The sequence below is a fragment of the Corynebacterium pseudotuberculosis genome (assembly GCF_002155265.1).
Classification (GTDB): Bacteria; Actinomycetota; Actinomycetes; order Mycobacteriales; family Mycobacteriaceae; genus Corynebacterium; species Corynebacterium pseudotuberculosis.
Genome location: NZ_CP021251.1, coordinates 1,188,138 through 1,206,315 on the forward strand (window position 1 = coordinate 1,188,138; position 18,178 = coordinate 1,206,315).

The 18,178-nt window shown below is 53.3% G+C and carries 18 protein-coding genes and 2 tRNA genes; 12 read left to right on the forward strand and 8 right to left on the reverse strand.

Going from position 1 to position 18,178, the window contains the following annotated elements; all coding sequences use genetic code 11:
* Positions 1 to 428: 428 nt before the first annotated feature.
* The 3 genes from CpATCC19410_RS05575 to CpATCC19410_RS05585 are packed head-to-tail and all read left to right on the forward strand — an operon-like array spanning position 429 to position 2,841.
* The gene (locus CpATCC19410_RS05575) at positions 429 to 1,814 is read left to right on the forward strand and encodes a glycine--tRNA ligase (protein WP_014300853.1); all 1,386 of its coding nucleotides are present in this window, start codon (positions 429 to 431) and stop codon (positions 1,812 to 1,814) included.
* Positions 1,815 to 1,865: 51 nt separating this feature from the next.
* Entirely contained in the window at positions 1,866 to 2,393 is a 528-nt protein-coding gene (locus tag CpATCC19410_RS05580) for a hypothetical protein (protein ID WP_013242377.1), read from the forward strand.
* A gap of 19 nt (positions 2,394 to 2,412) precedes the next feature.
* Complete coding sequence (locus tag CpATCC19410_RS05585) at positions 2,413 to 2,841, forward strand: hypothetical protein (protein ID WP_013242376.1); 429 nt, start codon at positions 2,413 to 2,415, stop codon at positions 2,839 to 2,841.
* A gap of 49 nt (positions 2,842 to 2,890) precedes the next feature.
* On the opposite strand, the gene CpATCC19410_RS05590 is transcribed toward CpATCC19410_RS05585, so the two are convergent.
* A complete protein-coding gene (locus tag CpATCC19410_RS05590) occupies positions 2,891 to 4,963 on the reverse strand; it encodes a TPM domain-containing protein (protein ID WP_014522450.1) in 2,073 nt (690 codons plus the stop codon).
* Between the two features lie 170 nt (positions 4,964 to 5,133).
* On the opposite strand from CpATCC19410_RS05590, the gene CpATCC19410_RS05595 reads away from it, so the two are divergent.
* Positions 5,134 to 5,910: a YdcF family protein gene (locus CpATCC19410_RS05595; RefSeq protein ID WP_014401304.1), complete on the forward strand. Its 777-nt coding sequence runs from the start codon at positions 5,134 to 5,136 to the stop codon at positions 5,908 to 5,910.
* The gene (locus CpATCC19410_RS05600; protein WP_014300851.1) at positions 5,903 to 7,177 is read left to right on the forward strand and encodes a deoxyguanosinetriphosphate triphosphohydrolase; all 1,275 of its coding nucleotides are present in this window, start codon (positions 5,903 to 5,905) and stop codon (positions 7,175 to 7,177) included. Before CpATCC19410_RS05595 ends, CpATCC19410_RS05600 begins: the two co-directional genes overlap by 8 nt.
* On the opposite strand, the gene CpATCC19410_RS05605 is transcribed toward CpATCC19410_RS05600, so the two are convergent.
* Both CpATCC19410_RS05605 and CpATCC19410_RS05610 read right to left on the reverse strand, forming a co-directional pair.
* Positions 7,174 to 7,431 (reverse strand): hypothetical protein, encoded by a 258-nt coding sequence (locus CpATCC19410_RS05605; protein WP_014300850.1) that lies wholly within the window; start codon positions 7,429 to 7,431, stop codon positions 7,174 to 7,176. The two genes, CpATCC19410_RS05600 and CpATCC19410_RS05605, sit on opposite strands and share 4 nt — an antisense overlap.
* Positions 7,421 to 7,948 carry a guanyl-specific ribonuclease gene (locus CpATCC19410_RS05610; protein WP_013242371.1) on the reverse strand — a complete coding sequence of 176 codons (528 nt, stop codon included), beginning with the start codon at positions 7,946 to 7,948 and terminating at the stop codon, positions 7,421 to 7,423. The genes CpATCC19410_RS05605 and CpATCC19410_RS05610 overlap by 11 nt, the downstream gene beginning before the upstream one ends.
* A 138-nt stretch (positions 7,949 to 8,086) precedes the next feature.
* On the opposite strand from CpATCC19410_RS05610, the gene glmS reads away from it, so the two are divergent.
* Complete coding sequence (glmS, locus tag CpATCC19410_RS05615) at positions 8,087 to 9,961, forward strand: glutamine--fructose-6-phosphate transaminase (isomerizing) (protein ID WP_014300849.1); 1,875 nt, start codon at positions 8,087 to 8,089, stop codon at positions 9,959 to 9,961.
* Positions 9,962 to 10,091: 130 nt separating this feature from the next.
* On the forward strand, positions 10,092 to 12,008 hold the full coding sequence (gene dnaG, locus CpATCC19410_RS05620; protein WP_013242369.1) for a DNA primase: 1,917 nt from the start codon (positions 10,092 to 10,094) through the stop codon (positions 12,006 to 12,008).
* Between the two features lie 62 nt (positions 12,009 to 12,070).
* Here dnaG and CpATCC19410_RS05625 read toward each other — a convergent pair whose 3' ends face one another.
* The 3 genes from CpATCC19410_RS05625 to CpATCC19410_RS05635 form a co-directional block, all read right to left on the reverse strand.
* Positions 12,071 to 12,652, reverse strand: a complete 582-nt coding sequence (locus CpATCC19410_RS05625; RefSeq protein WP_013242368.1) for a neocarzinostatin apoprotein domain-containing protein — start codon at positions 12,650 to 12,652, stop codon at positions 12,071 to 12,073.
* Positions 12,653 to 12,742: 90 nt separating this feature from the next.
* The gene (locus CpATCC19410_RS05630) at positions 12,743 to 12,985 is read right to left on the reverse strand and encodes a hypothetical protein (RefSeq protein ID WP_013242367.1); all 243 of its coding nucleotides are present in this window, start codon (positions 12,983 to 12,985) and stop codon (positions 12,743 to 12,745) included.
* Positions 12,986 to 13,206: 221 nt separating this feature from the next.
* Positions 13,207 to 13,279: transfer RNA gene (locus tag CpATCC19410_RS05635), tRNA-Asn, on the reverse strand.
* Positions 13,280 to 13,505: 226 nt separating this feature from the next.
* On the opposite strand from CpATCC19410_RS05635, the gene CpATCC19410_RS05640 reads away from it, so the two are divergent.
* From CpATCC19410_RS05640 to CpATCC19410_RS05655, 4 genes are all read left to right on the forward strand, one after another.
* Positions 13,506 to 13,579, forward strand: a tRNA-Ile gene (locus tag CpATCC19410_RS05640).
* Positions 13,580 to 13,796: 217 nt separating this feature from the next.
* On the forward strand, positions 13,797 to 14,558 hold the full coding sequence (locus CpATCC19410_RS05645; RefSeq protein ID WP_014300846.1) for a trimeric intracellular cation channel family protein: 762 nt from the start codon (positions 13,797 to 13,799) through the stop codon (positions 14,556 to 14,558).
* 5 nt (positions 14,559 to 14,563) lie between these two features.
* Positions 14,564 to 15,373 carry a serine hydrolase domain-containing protein gene (locus tag CpATCC19410_RS05650; RefSeq protein ID WP_013242365.1) on the forward strand — a complete coding sequence of 270 codons (810 nt, stop codon included), beginning with the start codon at positions 14,564 to 14,566 and terminating at the stop codon, positions 15,371 to 15,373.
* Between the two features lie 179 nt (positions 15,374 to 15,552).
* Positions 15,553 to 15,915: a hypothetical protein gene (locus CpATCC19410_RS05655; RefSeq protein WP_013242364.1), complete on the forward strand. Its 363-nt coding sequence runs from the start codon at positions 15,553 to 15,555 to the stop codon at positions 15,913 to 15,915.
* Positions 15,916 to 15,932: 17 nt separating this feature from the next.
* On the opposite strand, the gene CpATCC19410_RS05660 is transcribed toward CpATCC19410_RS05655, so the two are convergent.
* Complete coding sequence (locus CpATCC19410_RS05660; protein ID WP_086591955.1) at positions 15,933 to 16,754, reverse strand: HAD-IIA family hydrolase; 822 nt, start codon at positions 16,752 to 16,754, stop codon at positions 15,933 to 15,935.
* Entirely contained in the window at positions 16,754 to 17,059 is a 306-nt protein-coding gene (locus CpATCC19410_RS05665) for an acyl carrier protein (RefSeq protein WP_014300844.1), read from the reverse strand. Before CpATCC19410_RS05665 ends, CpATCC19410_RS05660 begins: the two co-directional genes overlap by 1 nt.
* Positions 17,060 to 17,130: 71 nt before the next feature.
* Between CpATCC19410_RS05665 and CpATCC19410_RS05670 the strand changes: the two genes are divergently transcribed.
* Positions 17,131 to 18,096 carry an alpha/beta fold hydrolase gene (locus CpATCC19410_RS05670; RefSeq protein ID WP_014300843.1) on the forward strand — a complete coding sequence of 322 codons (966 nt, stop codon included), beginning with the start codon at positions 17,131 to 17,133 and terminating at the stop codon, positions 18,094 to 18,096.
* The last annotated feature ends 82 nt before the right edge of the window (positions 18,097 to 18,178 follow it).

Below are 18,178 nucleotides of genomic sequence, written 5' to 3' on the forward strand. Positions count from 1 at the left end.
TTTCAGCTAGAGGGAATCGCGATGAACGAAAACTCAGAAAAACCTATGTAGCAGTTATGCGACCTATGGTTTAACTATGCCACATTGTTTTCCCAACCTAAATTGCGTCACCCTAATTGGGTAGTGCAGTTGATTGACCAAATCGCTTTTTTGCTGCATAGGGAGGTGTTAAGGCGGATAGAAATAGTATGAATTAAATGGCTTGGACTGGCGGAAATTCGTAAAAGTGACGCAGATTTGAAGCCTGATGTATTTCCGCAAACCTTATTGCGGTAGCGGGGGAGGCTACGGTGTTGCGTAGAGAGTTTTTTTCGGGGTTTACTAGTTGAAGTATCGATGCTTTTGGACGTCGATAAGCCATGCCGGCTAGCCGTACTGGGTACAAAGCCATTGTGCCTAGGATCTATTTAAAGGAGTTGTTCAACCTCGTGGCTCAGAACAATGTCATCGACACCGTCGTCAATCTGTGTAAGCGACGTGGACTCGTCTACCCCTGTGGTGAGATTTACGGTGGAACACGATCTGCATGGGACTATGGTCCGTTGGGCACAGAGCTCAAGGAGAACATTAAGAAGCAATGGTGGCGCACTTTTGTGCAGGGGCGTGCAGATGTAGTTGGCCTAGACTCATCCATTATTCTTCCGCGTCAGGTGTGGAATGCCTCTGGGCACGTTGCAACCTTTACTGACCCTCTGGTGGAGTCGCTGCACACTCACAAGCGCTACCGGGCAGATCATCTGCTGGAGGCTTATGAGGCAAAGCACGGTCATGCGCCGGAGAACGGCCTGGCTGATGTTCCAGATCCTGAGACCGGCCAGCCAGGTAGCTGGACTGAACCGCAGATGTTCTCTGGGCTGATGAAGACCTTCTTGGGGCCTGTGGACAATGAGCAGGGGTTGCATTACCTGCGTCCTGAAACTGCTCAGGGTATCTTTGTTAACTTTAAGAATGTGATGACCACCGCGCGCATGAAGCCGCCGTTTGGCATCGCACAGGTGGGTAAATCCTTCCGTAATGAGATCACCCCGGGCAACTTTATCTTCCGTACTCGTGAGTTTGAGCAGATGGAGATCGAGTATTTTGTTCCAGCGGATCAAGCAGATGAAAAATTCCGTGAATGGGTCGACGCTTGTTGGGATTGGTTTGTAGACCTGGGCATTAATCCAGAGAACATGCGCCAGTTTGATGTGCCAGAAGAGGAGCGCGCGCACTACTCCAAGGGCACTATAGACATGGAGTATAAGTTTGGCTTCCAGGGCAATCCTTGGGGCGAACTCATGGGTGTGGCAAACCGCACAGATTATGACCTGGGCTGTCATATCAAAGAGTCTGGCGAGGATCTGAGCTATTTCGACCAAGCCACCGGTGAGCGCTATGTTCCATGGGTTATCGAGCCTTCCTTTGGCCTTACCCGCGCCTTGATGGCCTTTTTGGTGGATGCGTATTGCGAAGATGAGGCTCCCAACGCCAAGGGCGGCGTGGATAAGCGCGTAGTGCTCAAACTGGATCCACGTTTGTCTCCAGTGAAAGTAGCGGTTCTTCCGCTGTCCAAGAAGGACACTCTGACTCCGGTGGCAGAAGAAGTTGCCGCCAAGCTGCGTAAGTTCTGGAACGTTGATTACGACACGTCTGGGGCCATTGGGCGCCGTTATCGTCGCCAAGATGAGATCGGTACCCCGTTCTGCGTTACCGTCGACTTTGACACTCTTGAGGACAACGCCGTGACTGTTCGTGAGCGTGACACGATGTCTCAAGAGCGAGTAGCACTCGACCAGCTTGAGTCTTACCTCGCAGCACGCTTGCTTGGCTGCTAGCCTCGTCTCTTAGAATTGCCAGTTCACTACCCGCTTAAAGGATTGAGTTCAATGGATTACACAGCTTGGGGAAACCGGGCTAAGGGCACCGTAGAGCTTCTCGACGACGCCAACAACACCCTAGCCACCTTCCCCGCAGATAACTGTGATTCTGAGCACGTGAACGTTTGCGGTGCAGACTGGGTACTGAGCCGATCCAAGCAGCAGATCACAGCGCAGCTTCCTGATGGAAGCACCTTTGTAGCGGATGCTTCGCCCAAAGGTTTTGGACGAGCCAGCAGCATCGATATTGATGCTGCTGGGCGTAAAATGCGTGCGATCAACGAGAATAAAAACGACTGGGTTTATGTAGACGCAGACCCAGAGGAGACCAAGGTAGGGCAATTCTCCGGCGGGAATAATGGTGTTCGGAAGAGTTACACTGAGTTTGAGCCGGGGAATGCTCTAAACAACGATCAGAAAGCTTTTCTCTCCCTGATTACGCGGACGGTTCTGGAATCAAAGTTAAGCAGTTTTACTTTGATGCTTATTGCCTTTCTGATTCTGCTGATTCCTGTGGTCATACTCTCGCTTCTCTAATCAGCTAGAGAGCCTCCCCATGGATAAAGCGTTATGGAAGAACGATGTTCTCTTCAGCGGCACGGGGGAGGCTCTTGCGCGCATAGACAAAGATCATGTGGTGCTTTCGCACTCTCAGATCCGGGTGAGTGTGGAACGAAAATTCCCCACGGGGATAGTGGTGCGTGGAGAATCCACATCTGGGATAAGATACGTGCTTACCACCGTAGGGTTGAGCGTGCATCAGCTGAAAGCACAGTGCGGTGAGTACTGGTACCGCCTTGATCGTTCATCAACACTGAGCACCAAGCGGCGGATAATTCGCCAGGGCGAAGTGATCGGGACAATCGTTTTTTCGCGTAGCGGCACAGGAAAGATTTCCTTAGAACAACAAATCTCTACTGCATGTCTTGCTTTTTTAAGTTACGCATGCAGGCTTATCGACGCCCCACGCGATCTAAGAGGTTAAGGCCCAGCCCGGATAAAAACATGGGCGAGACCTTAACCGTAACGTGTGCTTAGAAGGCCCCTCCGCGGAAGCCCCCTCCACCGCCACCAGAGAAGCCACCACCGCCATTAAAACCGCCGAAGCCTCCTCCAAAGCCGCCCCGGTGTCCGTTCGAGAGGATCTCATTAAGGACCATTCCTGCTACGAATGCTCCAGTACCTCCTGAGCCGTTGTTGTTGCGTTGCTGGTAGCGGTCTACGTCGCGTTGAGCTTTTTCCAGTGCAGCCCTTGCGGCGGCGCCAGCCTGGCGGGCACGGCTAGTAGCCGTGCGAAGATCCTGCCCCTGTACTTGTTGCGCGAGAGCGATGAGTCGTTGGGCGTCGGCAAGCTTTGTGCGGGATTCTGCTCCGACCACGCGGCCGCGAGTACTAATAAAATCTTGCGCCGCCTGAACGTGCGCAGAGGCCGTACTGAACTGCTGGTTGAACAGCTGTAGCTGCCGGGCATGATCTGTCGTGGTCTTGCGGGCGATATCAAGCTGATCATCAAGATGGGTGTCTGCATCGGTAAGTGAAGACCAAGAACCGAGGGGATCAACAGTGCCGTGAGATTGTGCTTGATGCACTGCTTCCCGTGCATGCGTAACGGCGTTATCTAAAGAATCCCAGTCTAATTGGGCTCCCTGCTGCATTCCCTGTTCTCGCAGCTGAGTGGCTTCAGCGATCTCAGCGTTGATTTCTGCGATCAGTGCGGGGATTCCGGTTTGCGCGGTGACAATGGTGGAATCTGCGCGTTCAATTGCGACTATCAGTTTCTCCGCATTGGTGAGGGCATTCTCAGCGCCTCGAATTGCATCCACCATGCCGCTTTGCTCGCCGGCGGGACGTTTTTGTATCTCACCTGCATTATCCAGACAGCGTTCTGCCTCAGCGAGGCTTACTTTAGCCATCTCCGCATTGTGCTCGATGGAAGAGACCACTGAAGGGGAGTACTTTGCTTTTAAATCGCTCAGGGTCTGTTCTGCGGCGGGGATGCGAGCACTCACATCAACGGTGGATTGCGTGAGCTTGAGAATCTGCTGGGGAGCATTTACTAAGAGGTTGCGTAGTTCGGCAAAATTAGCTGCTTCGGCATCGAGCGCGGCATCTGCGGTTCCACAGCTGGAAATAATCTCGATTAAAAGAGAACGTCGTTCCAATTGATCACTAGCGGAGTTAGTGTCTAGCTGATGCTTGAGCTGGAAAGCACGCTGGAGCGTGGTGGTGGACTCATTCATGGCGCGGTTAAAGCTCCTGGTGCGCTCTGCACCGAATTCAGCCACTGCGATGCCGAGTTCTTCTTTCCCCCTTTTGATGGACTCGTCCGTGCTCACTAGTTCTTCTTGCGCGAGGGTCTCGAGCGCCGAGGTAGGCAGTTGGGCTAGTCCATTAGTCTCGCCTGGCTCAATAGCACGTCCTTGCTCGAGCACGGCCTGGCTATCCGCCTTGCGTTTGCGCCGTGACCATACCCATAGTCCGCCTCCTGCACCCGCAAGCCCCACAGCTCCGGCTCCGAGCCATGCCGCTGATTGTCCATTGGAATTGGAGGAAGAACCGCCAGCAGGACTTGTTCCTGAGGACGTGTTATTTGCGTTGGCTACAAACGCTAATGCAGAGCCTGACCAATCTTCTTGCTGAAGTTTGTCATAGACGGCGTTATACATATTGTCTAGGGACTTTGGCCATTGTGCGCCAGCGTTGATACCAAATTCGCGACTGTCTAAGGCCAACGCATAGACAGCAACATTAGCCCCGCCGTTGGCATCCACTGCTTTTTTAGTCCAGGCCTCGGGCGTTAAACCGTCAAAAGTATGGACAAAAACCACCCTCATCTGCCTGCGATGATTTTTTTGGAACTCGGAGATGGCAGAAGAAATTTCTTTAGTCTGTGCCTTGGTAAGAGTCCCCGTGGTGTCTGTGACTGGTTTGGTATATTTTTGCGGCGCTTCGGCCTGCACATGGACGCGTTCCGCAACGGCTAACGGAGGAGTTAACGCCAAGGGAAGTATTCCCAGTAGTGGCGTTAAAAGTAGAGCGCTACTGCAGACGGTGGCAGCGGAGCGTCGGCCTAGTGGACCCCATGTGGTTTTCACGCGCGTGTGCATGGGAGTTAGTTTAGTCGTCTTATCCAACGTTGTGCTTTGATCGGCGTTTGCTGACGGGTGTGTTTTGGCTACTAAGAAAACCACAGGACGGCAATGCAGGACGGCCTAGCCGCAGACTCTTTTTGCCATGGATCTGTTGGTAATCCCAAGGATTTGGCAGACTAGGTTCCATGAACATCAGATTTCCGAGAACTCGTTTCCTACGCCACACCAACGGCGGTAGCAGGGGAGAACGTCTTCGGTTTCCTGGTTCTCGGAAAGATGCGTTGTATCCAGTGGTAGTTGTGCTTTGCTTAGCGGCGTTACCGTCAGTTGCGGTGGTGCTACGCGGGCGAATTCGCCCCAAAAATAAACGGGGGCGCTTTGGCTCAATCGTGGTTCTGGGAACGGCGCAATATGATGGCGTCCCATCACGGCAGTTTGCGGCGCGTCTCCGGTGGGCAGCAGACCAATGGCAGACAGCACGCGTGCAAAAGGTGATTACGGTGGGCGGGAAGTTACCCGGTGATCGCTTTACGGAGGCCCAAGTTGGGCGTGAATATCTGTTAAAAGCACATGTGGATTCAGACCTTGTGCTTGAGGTACCTCATGGCAATGACACCTGGAGCTCTCTTAACGCTGTCAAAGAGGTTGTCACAGGGCCCGTGCTCATCGTGACTGACCCTAACCATGCGTTGAGATCTGAGCTTATAGCGCGACTGCAGGGGATAAAGGCGGTTGCCTCGTCGACGCCTTACAGCCCTACTCGTTTTCCTTCCAAAGCGTGGTGGATTACTTTTCTGCATGAACACGGAGGGCTGCTAGTAGTAGCCGTGTCGGCGTTGTTCGGACGTTCTGCGGCAGTGGGATTGGAGACTAAATTAAGAGACCTCCAAGCTGCGGTGAGGCCTTCGAGAGCACCCCGGATTCGGTTTTTAAAGGAAACTCGGAAGAGAAAAAATGTATAAGTATTCCTTGGAGGATGTTGCCCGTCGATGCGTGGAGCCGGGAAAGAAAAGCCAGATGCTGCACCACGATGATGAACGCGGACCATTTGCTCGTGATCGTGCACGAGTACTGCATTCGGCTGCGCTGCGCCGGCTGGCGGATAAAACTCAGGTGGTGGGCCCGAGGGAAGGCGATACTCCGCGCACTCGTTTGACTCACTCCCTAGAAGTCGCACAGATCGCCCGGGGGATTGGATCTGAGTTGGGGCTTAATCCCGATCTCTGCGAGATGGCGGGCCTTACTCATGACATTGGGCATCCACCGTATGGGCATAATGGAGAGACCGCGCTCAACGAGATAGCAACGGAGTGTGGCGGGTTTGAGGGAAACGCTCAGACACTGCGGATTTTGACCAAGCTTGAGCCCAAAATTTTGTCTCCGCAAGGAGAGTCCTTTGGCCTAAACCTCACTCGCGCGTCTTTAGACGCCGCCTGCAAGTATCCACGTACAAAAACTAATTTTGATGGCAGTATTAACCGGAAATATGGGTGCTATGACGAGGACCGCGAGATTCTCAATTGGATAAGACAAGGACATAGCGATCAAGCCCCTCCAGTGGAGGCGCAGGCCATGGACTTTTCTGATGACATAGCTTATTCGGTGCATGACGTGGAGGACGGAATTGTCTCCGGACGCGTAAACCTCAACGTGCTATGGGATTTTGTAGAACTTGCAGAGCTCGCAGAAAAAGGCGCGCGTGCATTTGGCGGCGATCCTGCAGCGCTTATCGACGCCGCCGATCGCCTACGAGACCTGCCCGTGGTTGCCGCTGCTGCCGATTTTAATGGCACTCTTAAAGGGTTTACCGCGTTGAAGTCCATGACATCCGAACTAGTGGGACGCTATATAGGCGCTGTTATCGAAGCCTCCCGTGGGGAAAACACTGAGCAAACCCCCTTAGGGCGAGGCACGGGGAGAATCGTTATACCCTCCGACGTTATGGCGGAGGTGACCCTACTTAAAACAATCGCTGTTTTATATGTCATGGATGCCCCCACCCACGTGACTCGACAAGACCGACAACGCGAACGTATCTATCGGGTCTTTGAGTATTTAACCGCCGGCGGATGTGGCGCCTTAGACCCGATGTTCCGGACCTGGTGGGAGCAGGCCAACAATCCAGCAGAGCAACAACGTGTGATTATTGACCAGATTGCTTCTATGACCGAGTCCAGGTTGGAACGAGTAGCTAAACAATCCGCTGATCTTGCGGGATTTTTTGGCTAACTTTCCTGGGTGATGGCCAACGTAATGCGCTCAGAAACCAAAGCTGAGAGAAGCGGATTGGCCTCCTGCATTGGCATGTGCCATCCAGCGCATTGGATGCGGGTGATGTTGAACTCGCGCAGCATATCCACAAAAGCGTCGATAGTACGAGGGGGCTTGCGGTCCGGTGTATATAGCTGGGATGCAGCCTGCTGGTATAGCGTCTTCCGGCTATCAATGTTATGAACACGAATGATGTTGTGGTTATTCGGCATCAGGGATCTCACAGAAGCTTTCATAGTGATCGTTGGTGTAGTACCACGTGTCGGGGTCGCGTTGGGAACCACCGCCGGTGATAAGGCGGCGTTCTCCACGGTGGTGTAACCCCGGCGTGTCCACTGTGTATTCACGATAGTAATTACGGGATTGACGGGGCAGGATGCCTTCATAGTTGCCAAACCTAACGCCGTCGTTGTCGGGATACGGGAAGGGACCACCAGAAAGGATCGTGCTGATGGTCTTTTTGGCTTCCTTGGGTAGCGAGTCCACGGTACAAGAGCTCAGTCCGGAGGACGGCGCAGCAGTGTTTTTTACGGAGGGTTTTGTGCGCTCTTGAGTCTGTGGAGTGGACACGGAAGATGTAGACAGCGGTGCGTGACTACTGTCTGTTTTCCCCACGGGGGAATCGTGAGAGGACAAATTTAATCCCAGCGCCCCTGCAACAATCGCGATGAGCACCCCTGCGATCGCAGTGGGGAGAGCTTTTTTAGGGGACGGTGAAGTAGAGGGCATGGATTTATTCTGTCATGTCGCTGGAATGGATTGCCGGAGGGGTAGACAAGCTTTTAACTATTCTCGTGGAGAGTTGAAAAAAATTGTTTTGAACAGTGCAAACGTCGCTACCAGCGGCAATGCGGTAGCATGAGGCGCATGTGTGGAATCGTAGGATTTGTTGGCACCCCCAGTGCATCTGGGCGTGAATATTATGCTCTTGACGTGGTGCTCGAAGGGATGCGGCGGCTCGAATATCGTGGGTACGATTCTGCGGGAGTAGCTGTCCTTGCAAACGGAGAGATCAATTTCCGCAAGAAAGCAGGCAAAGTTGCCTCTCTTGAACAGGAGCTGAAAAAGAGCCCAATGCCCGATTCCGTTCTTGGCATCGGACATACCCGTTGGGCAACCCACGGCGGTCCCACAGACACAAACGCCCACCCTCATGTGGTGGATAATGGCCGGTTGGCAGTGGTCCACAACGGCATCATCGAGAATTTTGCTGAGCTGAAAAGCGAGCTTGTGGCGCAGGGTCATAACTTTGTATCGGATACAGACACCGAGGTGGCCGCAGTTTTGCTGGGGAGCATCCTAGCTGGAGAAGCGCAGGGCGATCTCTCTCGGGCGATGCAGTTGACCTGCACTCGTTTGGAAGGTGCGTTCACACTTTTAGCTATTCATGCCGATAACCCTGATCGTATTGTTGCTGCTCGCCGCAACTCTCCGCTGGTCATTGGGCTGGGAGAAGGTGAGAACTTCTTGGGCTCGGATGTTTCCGGTTTTATCGACTACACCAAGAACGCCGTGGAGATGGACAACGATCAGATCGTAACCATCACGCCGAACTCTTATGCGATTACTGACTTCAACGGCACCCCGGCAGAGGGCAAGCCGTTTACAGTGGAATGGGACGCCGCGGCAGCGGAAAAAGGTGGCTACCAGTTCTTCATGGAGAAAGAGATCCACGAGCAGCCGGCTGCTATCCGCGATACCCTCATGGGGCGTTTCGACGAAAACGGCAAGCTTACCCTCGATGAAGTACGCATCGAGGAATCCCTTTTGCGCAGCGTAGATAAGATTATTGTTATCGCCTGTGGCACCGCTGCATACGCGGGACACGTGGCTCGGTATGCAATCGAGCATTGGTGCCGTATCCCTACTGAAGTGGAATTGGCCCATGAGTTCCGTTACCGGGACCCGATTGTCAACGAAAAGACTCTGGTTGTGGCTCTATCACAGTCTGGCGAGACAATGGATACCCTCATGGCCGTGCGCCATGCGCGGGAACAAGGTGCCAAAGTCATCGCTATCTGCAACACCCACGGCTCGTCCATACCTCGGGAATCGGATGCCTCGCTGTACACCCATGCGGGTCCTGAGATCGCAGTAGCTTCCACAAAGGCCTTCCTGGCGCAGATCACTGCCACCTACCTCCTAGGGCTTTACCTAGCGCAGCTGCGGGGCAACATGTTCGCGGATGAAGTGAACGCAGTAGTGGCTGAGTTACGTGCAATCCCAGAGAAGGTCGAGGAGGTGCTGAAGAACGAGGATGATGTCAAGGCTCTGGCTCAGGATCTTAAAGACGTGAAGTCAGTGCTTTTCCTTGGGCGCCACGTGGGCTTCCCCGTAGCCTTGGAAGGAGCCCTCAAACTAAAAGAACTCGCGTACCTCCACGCAGAGGGATTTGCCGCCGGTGAGCTCAAGCATGGGCCTATAGCCCTCATCGAGGAAGGCCAGCCTGTTTTTGTCGTGGTGCCCTCTCCAAGAGGACGCGACTCCTTGCACGCGAAGATCGTTTCCAACATTCAAGAGATTCGAGCACGCGGTGCGATCACAATTGTTATCGCTGAGGAAGGTGATAATGCTGTGGAGGCCTACGCCAACCACATCATCCGCGTCCCGCAGTCACCGACCTTGATGCAACCGTTGCTGGCCACGGTGCCCCTGCAGATCTTTGCTTGCGCAGTTGCCGCAGCAAAGGGATTTGATGTGGATCAACCTCGAAACCTGGCCAAATCAGTGACAGTGGAATAAGCCGGAGGAACCACGAGACTAGCGCGTCGTTAGTCTTTATAGCCGCTGCCCAGCTAGGAAAATTTTTTCGAGCTGGGCATTGTGCTACTCAGATGGTTGCAAGCGTGGATAGACCGCTAATGTAGTGGCTATGGCAAAGGGACGAATACCGGACAGCGACATTCAGGCGATTAGGGAGCGCACCCCGATCGAGGAGATCGTAGGGGAGTACGTACAACTAAAGCCAGCCGGAGCGGATTCTCTAAAAGGCCTTTCCCCGTTCAAAGAGGAAAAGACTCCGTCGTTCCATGTTCGCCCTAACCATGGGTACTTCCATTGCTTTTCCACGGGCAAGGGCGGCGATGTATTCAGCTTTCTCATGGAGATGGAGCACCTTACTTTCCCTGAGGCCGTAGAAGCCTGCGCGGAGAAAATCCACTATCAGATCAACTATCAGGGCGGAACTACAGGTGCGCGCCGGGAGGAGCCGGGAACACGCCGTCGTTTGATCGAAGCGAATAAGACAGCTCATGCCTTTTACCGGGAGCAATTAGAAACCCCGGAGGCTGCCACTGCCCGGCAATTTCTGTTAGATCGGGGGTTTTCTCAGCAGCATATTTATGCTTTTGAATGCGGCTATGCGCCTGAAGGCTGGGATGTTCTTACAAAATATTTGCTGCGCAAGGGTTTTGATTTTAAAGAGCTTGAGGCTGCGGGTTTGTCCACGATGGGCCGGCGTGGACCAATTGATAGGTTTCATCGTCGTTTGCTGTGGCCGATCAAGAGCGTTTCTGGTGACGTTATTGGTTTTGGGGCGCGAAAGCTTTTTGACGATGACAAGCTGGGCAAATACATGAACACCCCCGAGACCTTGCTCTACAAAAAGTCCAAAGTTCTCTTTGGTTTGGATAACGCCAAGAAAGACATTGCGCAGAATCACCAGGCAGTGGTGGTGGAAGGCTATACCGATGTCATGGCGATGCATGCGGCCGGTATCACTACGGCTGTGGCTGCATGTGGCACAGCTTTTGGAGAGGAGCATCTCCAAATTTTGCGTCGCTACATGCTTGATGATTCCTATTTTTCCGGTTCCCTCATCTATACCTTTGACGGTGATGAGGCCGGCCAAAAGGCTGCTATGAGGGCTTTTGAAGGTGATCAGAAGTTTACTGGCCAGTCGTATGTGGCGGTGGCCCCTGAGGGTATGGACCCGTGTGATTTGCGCTTGAGCAAAGGGGACGCGGCCGTCCGCGACCTGGTCGCGCAGCGGGTTCCCATGTTCGAGTTCATTATTCGAACACTCATAGCTGGATATTCTCTTGACTCCGTGGAAGGGCGACTCCAAGCCTTAAGACGTGCAGTTCCCATCGTCGCAGACATTAAAGATCGGGCGTTGAAGACGGAATACGCGCGTTTATTATCCGGTTGGGTAGGCTGGCCCGACCCCAATGAGGTAATCCAACAGGTACGCGTTGCAGAGCGCCGTCCGAGGAACGCCCCAAAGGCAAAACGAGCAACCCGATTTGATGCGAACAGCAATTCTTCTGAGGGCATAGCTACAGCTCTTATGGTGTTGCCGGATCGTAAAGATCCACGGTTATGGCCACAGCGAGAAGCTTTGAAACTTGCGCTTCAGTATCCGCACGTAGCCGGTAGGTATTTTGATGATCTACCAGACGATGCGTTTAGCAATGAGACATATGCGGCGCTCAATGTGGCTATTGCCCAGGCCGGAGGGTGCGCAAACGCGGATGGTGGGGCAGCGTGGCTTGCCGCGGTGTCCGATTGTGTTCATGATCTCGTGGGGAAATCGCTGGTGTCGGAGCTGGCCGTTGAACCGGTGCACATAGAAACCGAAGATGAAGTTGAAAACGGCCTGCTTAAACACATAGATAAAACGCTTTCTAGGTTGCAAGAACAGCGCGTGGGAAATCAGATTGCCCTGCTTAAAGGGAAGCTCCAGCGGATGCGTCCCAGCGACGACGAGGTAGCTTATAACTCCATGTTCGCGGACCTGGTGGCCTTGGAGCAGTCGCGTCGCGAGTTGCTTAAAAGGGTCTTTCAATAAATGTAAAACCACGACGTAAGCGCTTAATAGCGTCTCTGTCGTGGTTTTATTGCTAGCTGATTTTAGGAAGCGAAGGTGACGGGAAGCTTGGCTACGTCACGGAATCCCTCAGTGTGGTCACCGAAGACCTTCAATACGCAGGTGTCTGTTTTGCAATCGAGACCTTGTCCAGTAGACGCTGCGCGGAGAGTCACAGTGGCAGTTCCGTCCGCGTTCAGTGGGGTCGTGCCCATCCCACCGGCTTTAATCCAAGCCTGTGCTGTTGCATCGGAGTGCTGTCCAGTACACAGCGGGGCAGGCGAACCATGGGGTGCGGTTGCGCTGCAAATGGCGGCATAGTAGCCAGACTGTGGGTTAAGGCCACTGACGTTGAGGGTGATCTCTTGCCCCTCCACAATGTTCTGGTTAGCAGAAGCCACGATGGTAGCTTCTTTGTCGGATCCGGTAGCCTGGGCGGAAGTAGAGGCTGCAGCGCTTTCCGTTGGGTGATTGTGAGTCTGCGGCTTGGGGGCGGCCGCTGATGTTGCCGTGTCGACTTTCTTCTCTGAATCGTTCTCATGCGGTGGCGAGCAAGCGACGAGGGCAGTGCCAAGCGCCAAGACACCGGCTGCTGCGGTGAGGGAACGTCGGAAGTTGCGAGTCATAGGGCTTTAACCTTTCGGTTTCGATTATGAACGGGCTTCAAGTACCGCAGTCTATATCAAGGATAGGCTAAACTTCTATGAATGGGGTGGCTAGTCGTGATCAGGCTCTAAGACGGTTGATCCGTCTGCTTGCTTTAAGTTTTTTACTTCTTTCATCCGGGGTTGCGGATCCAGCTTATTGGCGATGGCCTTGCGGGTTACCTGCATTGCTTTTTGCGTCACGGGTGAGGAAACTGCCGCTTGGTATCCTTTTTTGATTTGTTCATAACGCCTACGACCGGCTTTTGTGCCAAAGACGTATCCGGCAGCAGCGCCAACCACAAATTGGATCATTGATTTTCTTCCTACTCACTTTGTTTTAGTACGAATACTGATCGCCTGTAATGCTTGGAATCCAGCCTACCTAAGAACTCTAAAAGCCAACTATCTCCGTGAGGGAATAAGAGGAGAGAAAATCAGGGAAAGATGATGGGTAAAGAAGCGTATGGTCTGGGATATGGATACTAAAAAGCCGGACGCGGTAACTTAATGTTTACCACGTCCGGCTTATTTTGCTCCTCCAACTGGACTCGAACCAGTAACCCTTCGATTAACAGTCGAATGCTCTGCCAATTGAGCTATGGAGGATTATTTGTTCTCAAGGTTTCCCTTGCGACATGAGAAGACTATATAAGGGTTTGGGGAATGGTACAAATCGCCAGGTAGATGCCGGTTTGGAAGTGCTGTAGGGATTGCAAAGAGACATCAGGGCAAAGTCGGGGTTTTGTTGAGGCAGATTGGAACAGGGGGCGATTCGACTTTTCTATACCTCATCCGCTTATAATGATCGCGGCCAAGAAACATGTGGCCGGTTGGGGCTATAGCTCAGTCGGTTAGAGCTACGGACTCATAATCCGTTGGTCCGGGGTTCGAGCCCCCGTGGCCCCACAGCCATCCCCGCTCACCATTACGGTGAGCGGGGATTTGCTTATCTGCCTGTAATGCTCGGAACGCAAAAGACCGCGATATGTCGCAGAAGCTCAAAATGCACTTACATTGGCATGAATTTGGCCCGCGGCGGAGACACACCTCGGCCGCAGCGGTGAGACTAGGGGCGCCACGCCGTACTCTGATGCGTTGGAAAGACAGACCATGGACTTGTTTTATGATTGTCCAAGTGAATACGGTTGATCCCCACATTCTGACGATGTACGCCACCTTTGATCTGATCGGCGTCGTACTCAACGGGATTATTGGCGGCACGATTGCCCGCCAGCGCGACTATGACGCTGTTGGCTTTGTTTTTCTAGCATTATTTTCTGCCCTCGGCGGTGGCATGCTTCGCGACGTCCTCATGCAGAGGGGAACAGCCGCAGCTATTGCGGACTCGCGTTATTTGCTATTGGCTATTGCAGGGGCGCTGTTGGCTTTGGTCATTAATTTCAAAGGGCGAGCCTGGGAAATTTTCAAGGTCAATGGTGATGCAATCGTTCTAGGAGTGTGGTCGGTTACTGGGGCGGTAAAGGCCCTTAACTTTGGTATGCCGCTTACTAGTGCGGTTTTTATGGGGGTTCTAACAGCCGTAGGCGGCGGAATGATTAGGGATATTTGTACGGGGCAAGTGCCTGGCATTTTCGGCGGTGGTCCGTTGTATGCGGTGCCGGCTTTGGTGGCGTCGATAAGCATGGTTACCTTTAGCAATTTTGGATTTTATGCTTTGGGGATGATGGTTTCTCCGGTACTGGGTGCGGGCCTAGCAATCGTGGCGTATTGGCGCGGATGGGTTTTGTTCCGAAATTCCGAGTGGGCGCCGGTTAACATGACTGCTGCCCAGGTGGCTGCTCTGGTTCGGCGCAGTGAGCGCCGTGGCTTTATCCGCGGCCGGAGCTCAAAGCGCAAAATCGAGGGCGACTTCGACTTAGGATAGGACGTATGGAACTAGAACAGCTGGTAGCCACATGGCCGGTGGATAACGTCGCAAGCGCAGTGATTTCAGGGGATCGTCTGATTAGTACAGGGGACTGTAATCGCGTTTTTGAACTAGCTAGTGTGACAAAGTTGCTGGCTGCCTATGGGTTCCTTATAGCAGTTGAAGAGGGTGTTTTTGAACTAGATCAGGAGCTAGGACCCGCTGGCTCGACGGTGCGCCATTTGCTGGCGCATGCGTCTGGCGTGGGATTTAAATCCAGTGATCCTGTGAAGCCAGTGGGGAGTCGACGCATCTATTCTTCTTTTGGTTTTGAGCTCTTGGCTGCTGCTGTGGAAGAAGAATCTGGCATGGCTTTTGCTGATTACCTCGACGAAGCAGTTTTTCAGCCCCTGGATATGCGCTCAACGCAATTGTGGGGTTCTGCCGGGCATGAGGGGCGATCCTCTGTGGCGGACTTAGTCTCTTTTGCCCGCGAGCTTCTTAATCCTCGGCTGCTGGCTCCTGCGACCCTCTCTGAGGCCTGCAGTGTTCAATTCCCGGAGCTTAATGGCATCGTTCCGGGGTACGGAATGTATAAGCCATGCCCGTGGGGCTTGGGATTTGAGATTAAAGGGGAGAAGGATCCTCACTGGACGGGAACTCAGATGCCAGCGAATACGGTGGGGCATTTTGGGCAGTCGGGGACATACCTGTGGATGGTTCCGGAATCTGGTGTGGCTATGGTCGCATTAACCGACCGCCCCTTTGGTGCATGGGCTAAAGAACCCTGGGCAAAGACCAATGATACCGTGTGGCACATGGTTCAACCTTAACTTTATATTGAATAAATGGGGCTGTGTGTTGGGGGATAAACCAGTTATTGAGAGTTGAGCGTGGGGCGTGTGATGCATGAAAATCGCGTTATCGAGCGGCATCACACGGGATCGTTGGGGAAGACGAAACCCGTCTTACGTTGATATGCGTATCAGCGTTGAGTTGTGAAACGGTGCTCATGCAAGAACAGGTTTTTGCGGTTCTCCGCGTGGAAGGAATGCCAAAAAAATGGCGACTGACCGTGGAATCTGCGATGGTAGAAAATATTGCGACGGAACCGATTGACGCGTTACCCGGCGTGGACGAGCTCAACGCAGCTTGGTGCACGACCTGGCGACGCAACGCGTTTTATCCGCGCGCAGTCGACTGCAGGGAGGTGCTCAACGGAACGGCTGAAGAGTTTGAGAAACTCCGTGACACCGTCGTGCAATTATCTGTCGACGAAGGCTTCTACGCCGATGTTGAGATCTTTTATGCCAATGGGGCGCAAAGCTTTACCACGCACCCCCGGACACCGGTGCGCTCCGGGGAATACGTCTGAATCAGTGCTCTGCTGAATCAGCGTTCTGCGTCAGGGGCGTAGTATCCGTCGCCGAAGGGGTCAAGGAAGGACTCGGCGAGATCAGCAATCGAGTCTATGACTTTGGTGGGGCGGAACGGATACTTGGAGATCTCCATATCATCAGAGATACCCGTGCGGACTAGAATTGTTCGCATTCCGGCTTCAAGGCCACAGCGCACGTCCGTGTCCATCCTGTCGCCGATCATCACTGTGTTCTCATAGTGAGCACCGATGTTATTTAGCGCAGAACGCATCATGACGGGATTCGGTTTTCCCACGAAGTAAGGCTCCTTGCCTGTTGCGGCTGTGATCAGCTGTGCTACCGCGCCGGTGGCCGGCAAAATCCCTTGAGGTGCTGGGCCCGTGACATCCGGGTTGGTGCAGATGAATCGCGCGCCCTCCAAAATCAGATTGATTGCGGTGGTAATCGACTCAAAAGAATAAGTTCGAGTTTCTCCCAAAACAACAAAATCTGGGTGGGAATTAGTAAGTATCCAGCCGTTATCGTGTAGCTCCGTAGTCAGGCCTGATTCCCCCACAACATAGGCGGTTCTTTCCTTCCCATGTCCGCCAGTCTGGCTGCTAAGAAACGTGGCAGTTGCTTTAGCGGAAGTCCAGATGCGCTCTGGAGGGATAACAAGACCGATGTGACGAAGCCGCGCGGAGAGGTCCCTGGGGGTGTGTATCGAATTATTTGTGAGGACCATGAAGTTAATGTCATTGTCCATGAGTTTGTTAAGGAAACGATCTGCCCCGGGGATGATATCGCCTTCTTTGATCAGAACGCCATCCATGTCGGTGAGATAGGAAATGGTCATTAGTGCTGCTCTCCTTTGTGCTCCGCATAATCGATGAGATCTTGTACCGTTTCCAGCGCAAAAACCGCAGTATCCGTTGTACGGAACCCAAAGTGCTCCTCTATCCGAATAGTAAGTTCGATGCGATCAAGGGAAGTTATTCCGAGGGAATCAAGGCGTGCGGAAGGGACTGCGCTTTCTTTGTCCACTCCTAAGAGCGCGAGTACTGCGATGGCTTTTTCACTGGTAGAAGCAGCTGTGCCTGGCGAGGCAGCGTCAGAAGTTTTGTCTTGCAGCTTGAGAAGCTGGTCTTGAAGCGAGGCCACGAGTAGAGCTCCTTGAGATGAGGGAGGGGCTAAGGACAATTCCGACTTTACGCAGGCGTAGGCTCAAACGCATGCGACTGCCTCGATTGACTCGCAAGGGCCGGCGTCGACAAGCTCTTGCCCATGCAAAGAAACACAGCACGCCACATGACAGGTTTTATAGCGAATCCCGCAAAGCCGGTAGGATCCGCTATTACCTTGATGGTCCCGAGGACGCCGACGTCACCGTTGTTTTTATCCACGGCTTTACGTTGGCGGCCTCAGCGTGGCACCTGCAAGTAGCCCACGTTGCGCATGAAGCCCGCTGTCTTCTCATGGATTTACGCGGACATGGAAACACGGGGGAGTATTCCGTAGAAGATTGCACCCTTGAAGGGGCTGCGGACGATGTAGCGCGCGTTTTAGAAGCAGCGAAGCCCAAGGGGCCTCTTGTGATAGTCGGCCATTCACTCGGTGGAATGGTGGCCATCAATTTCTTACGTCGTTACCCCGAATTTCGGGCGCGCACTGCCGGCCTAGTCTTAGTGGCCACAGCAGTAGACTCCTTTGCCAGCCAAGGAGTTCCTCAAGTCCTCGCCTTACCCGTAGCAGAGAAAATCCGTAACGCGGCGGAGGCCTCCCCAGCAGAAACCGCCACCCTCAGAGAAGCCATAGCTGCTTTGGTGGCTCCCACTCTGGCGGTGACTGTCTTTCAGACTCCCATGCCTCCCAGCGTTATTGATTTCCACGCTCAGCTAATTAATGAGACCCCTCTTTCCACATACGTGGGATTCCTTGATTCCCTACAAGAACACGAGGAAGCGGAGGGGGCGACGCTCCTCAGCGGAATAGAAGGCGTGGTGATCGTGGGAGAAAAGGATTCAGTCACCCCGCTCAGCCAAGCACAAAGGATTGTAAGTTTATGGCCCAATGCGGGATTACAAGTAGCTCCACATGCCGGGCATATGATTATTTTGGAGCAGCCTGCGATAGTAAATAAAGCGATTGATCAGATGATCGAACATGCTCACTCCGTGGGGAAAACACACACGGCCTGACCCCCGTTCTGTCTAAAAACACCGAAGGCCGGTGCCCTACACATAAGTGCGGGCACCGGCCTTTAGCGCAATCAAGACGCGT

Coding starts and splice junctions, on each gene's coding strand:
- CpATCC19410_RS05580 (WP_013242377.1), top strand. CDS start 1,866: ATGGATTACACAGCTTGGGGAAACCGGGCTAAGGGCACCGTAGAGCTT.
- CpATCC19410_RS05585 (WP_013242376.1), top strand. CDS start 2,413: ATGGATAAAGCGTTATGGAAGAACGATGTTCTCTTCAGCGGCACGGGG.
- CpATCC19410_RS05590 (WP_014522450.1), bottom strand. CDS start 4,963: ATGCACACGCGCGTGAAAACCACATGGGGTCCACTAGGCCGACGCTCC.
- CpATCC19410_RS05595 (WP_014401304.1), top strand. CDS start 5,134: ATGAACATCAGATTTCCGAGAACTCGTTTCCTACGCCACACCAACGGC.
- CpATCC19410_RS05600 (WP_014300851.1), top strand. CDS start 5,903: ATGTATAAGTATTCCTTGGAGGATGTTGCCCGTCGATGCGTGGAGCCG.
- CpATCC19410_RS05605 (WP_014300850.1), bottom strand. CDS start 7,431: ATGCCGAATAACCACAACATCATTCGTGTTCATAACATTGATAGCCGG.
- CpATCC19410_RS05610 (WP_013242371.1), bottom strand. CDS start 7,948: ATGCCCTCTACTTCACCGTCCCCTAAAAAAGCTCTCCCCACTGCGATC.
- glmS (WP_014300849.1), top strand. CDS start 8,087: ATGTGTGGAATCGTAGGATTTGTTGGCACCCCCAGTGCATCTGGGCGT.
- dnaG (WP_013242369.1), top strand. CDS start 10,092: ATGGCAAAGGGACGAATACCGGACAGCGACATTCAGGCGATTAGGGAG.
- CpATCC19410_RS05625 (WP_013242368.1), bottom strand. CDS start 12,652: ATGACTCGCAACTTCCGACGTTCCCTCACCGCAGCAGCCGGTGTCTTG.
- CpATCC19410_RS05630 (WP_013242367.1), bottom strand. CDS start 12,985: ATGATCCAATTTGTGGTTGGCGCTGCTGCCGGATACGTCTTTGGCACA.
- CpATCC19410_RS05645 (WP_014300846.1), top strand. CDS start 13,797: ATGATTGTCCAAGTGAATACGGTTGATCCCCACATTCTGACGATGTAC.
- CpATCC19410_RS05650 (WP_013242365.1), top strand. CDS start 14,564: ATGGAACTAGAACAGCTGGTAGCCACATGGCCGGTGGATAACGTCGCA.
- CpATCC19410_RS05655 (WP_013242364.1), top strand. CDS start 15,553: ATGCAAGAACAGGTTTTTGCGGTTCTCCGCGTGGAAGGAATGCCAAAA.
- CpATCC19410_RS05660 (WP_086591955.1), bottom strand. CDS start 16,754: ATGACCATTTCCTATCTCACCGACATGGATGGCGTTCTGATCAAAGAA.
- CpATCC19410_RS05670 (WP_014300843.1), top strand. CDS start 17,131: ATGCGACTGCCTCGATTGACTCGCAAGGGCCGGCGTCGACAAGCTCTT.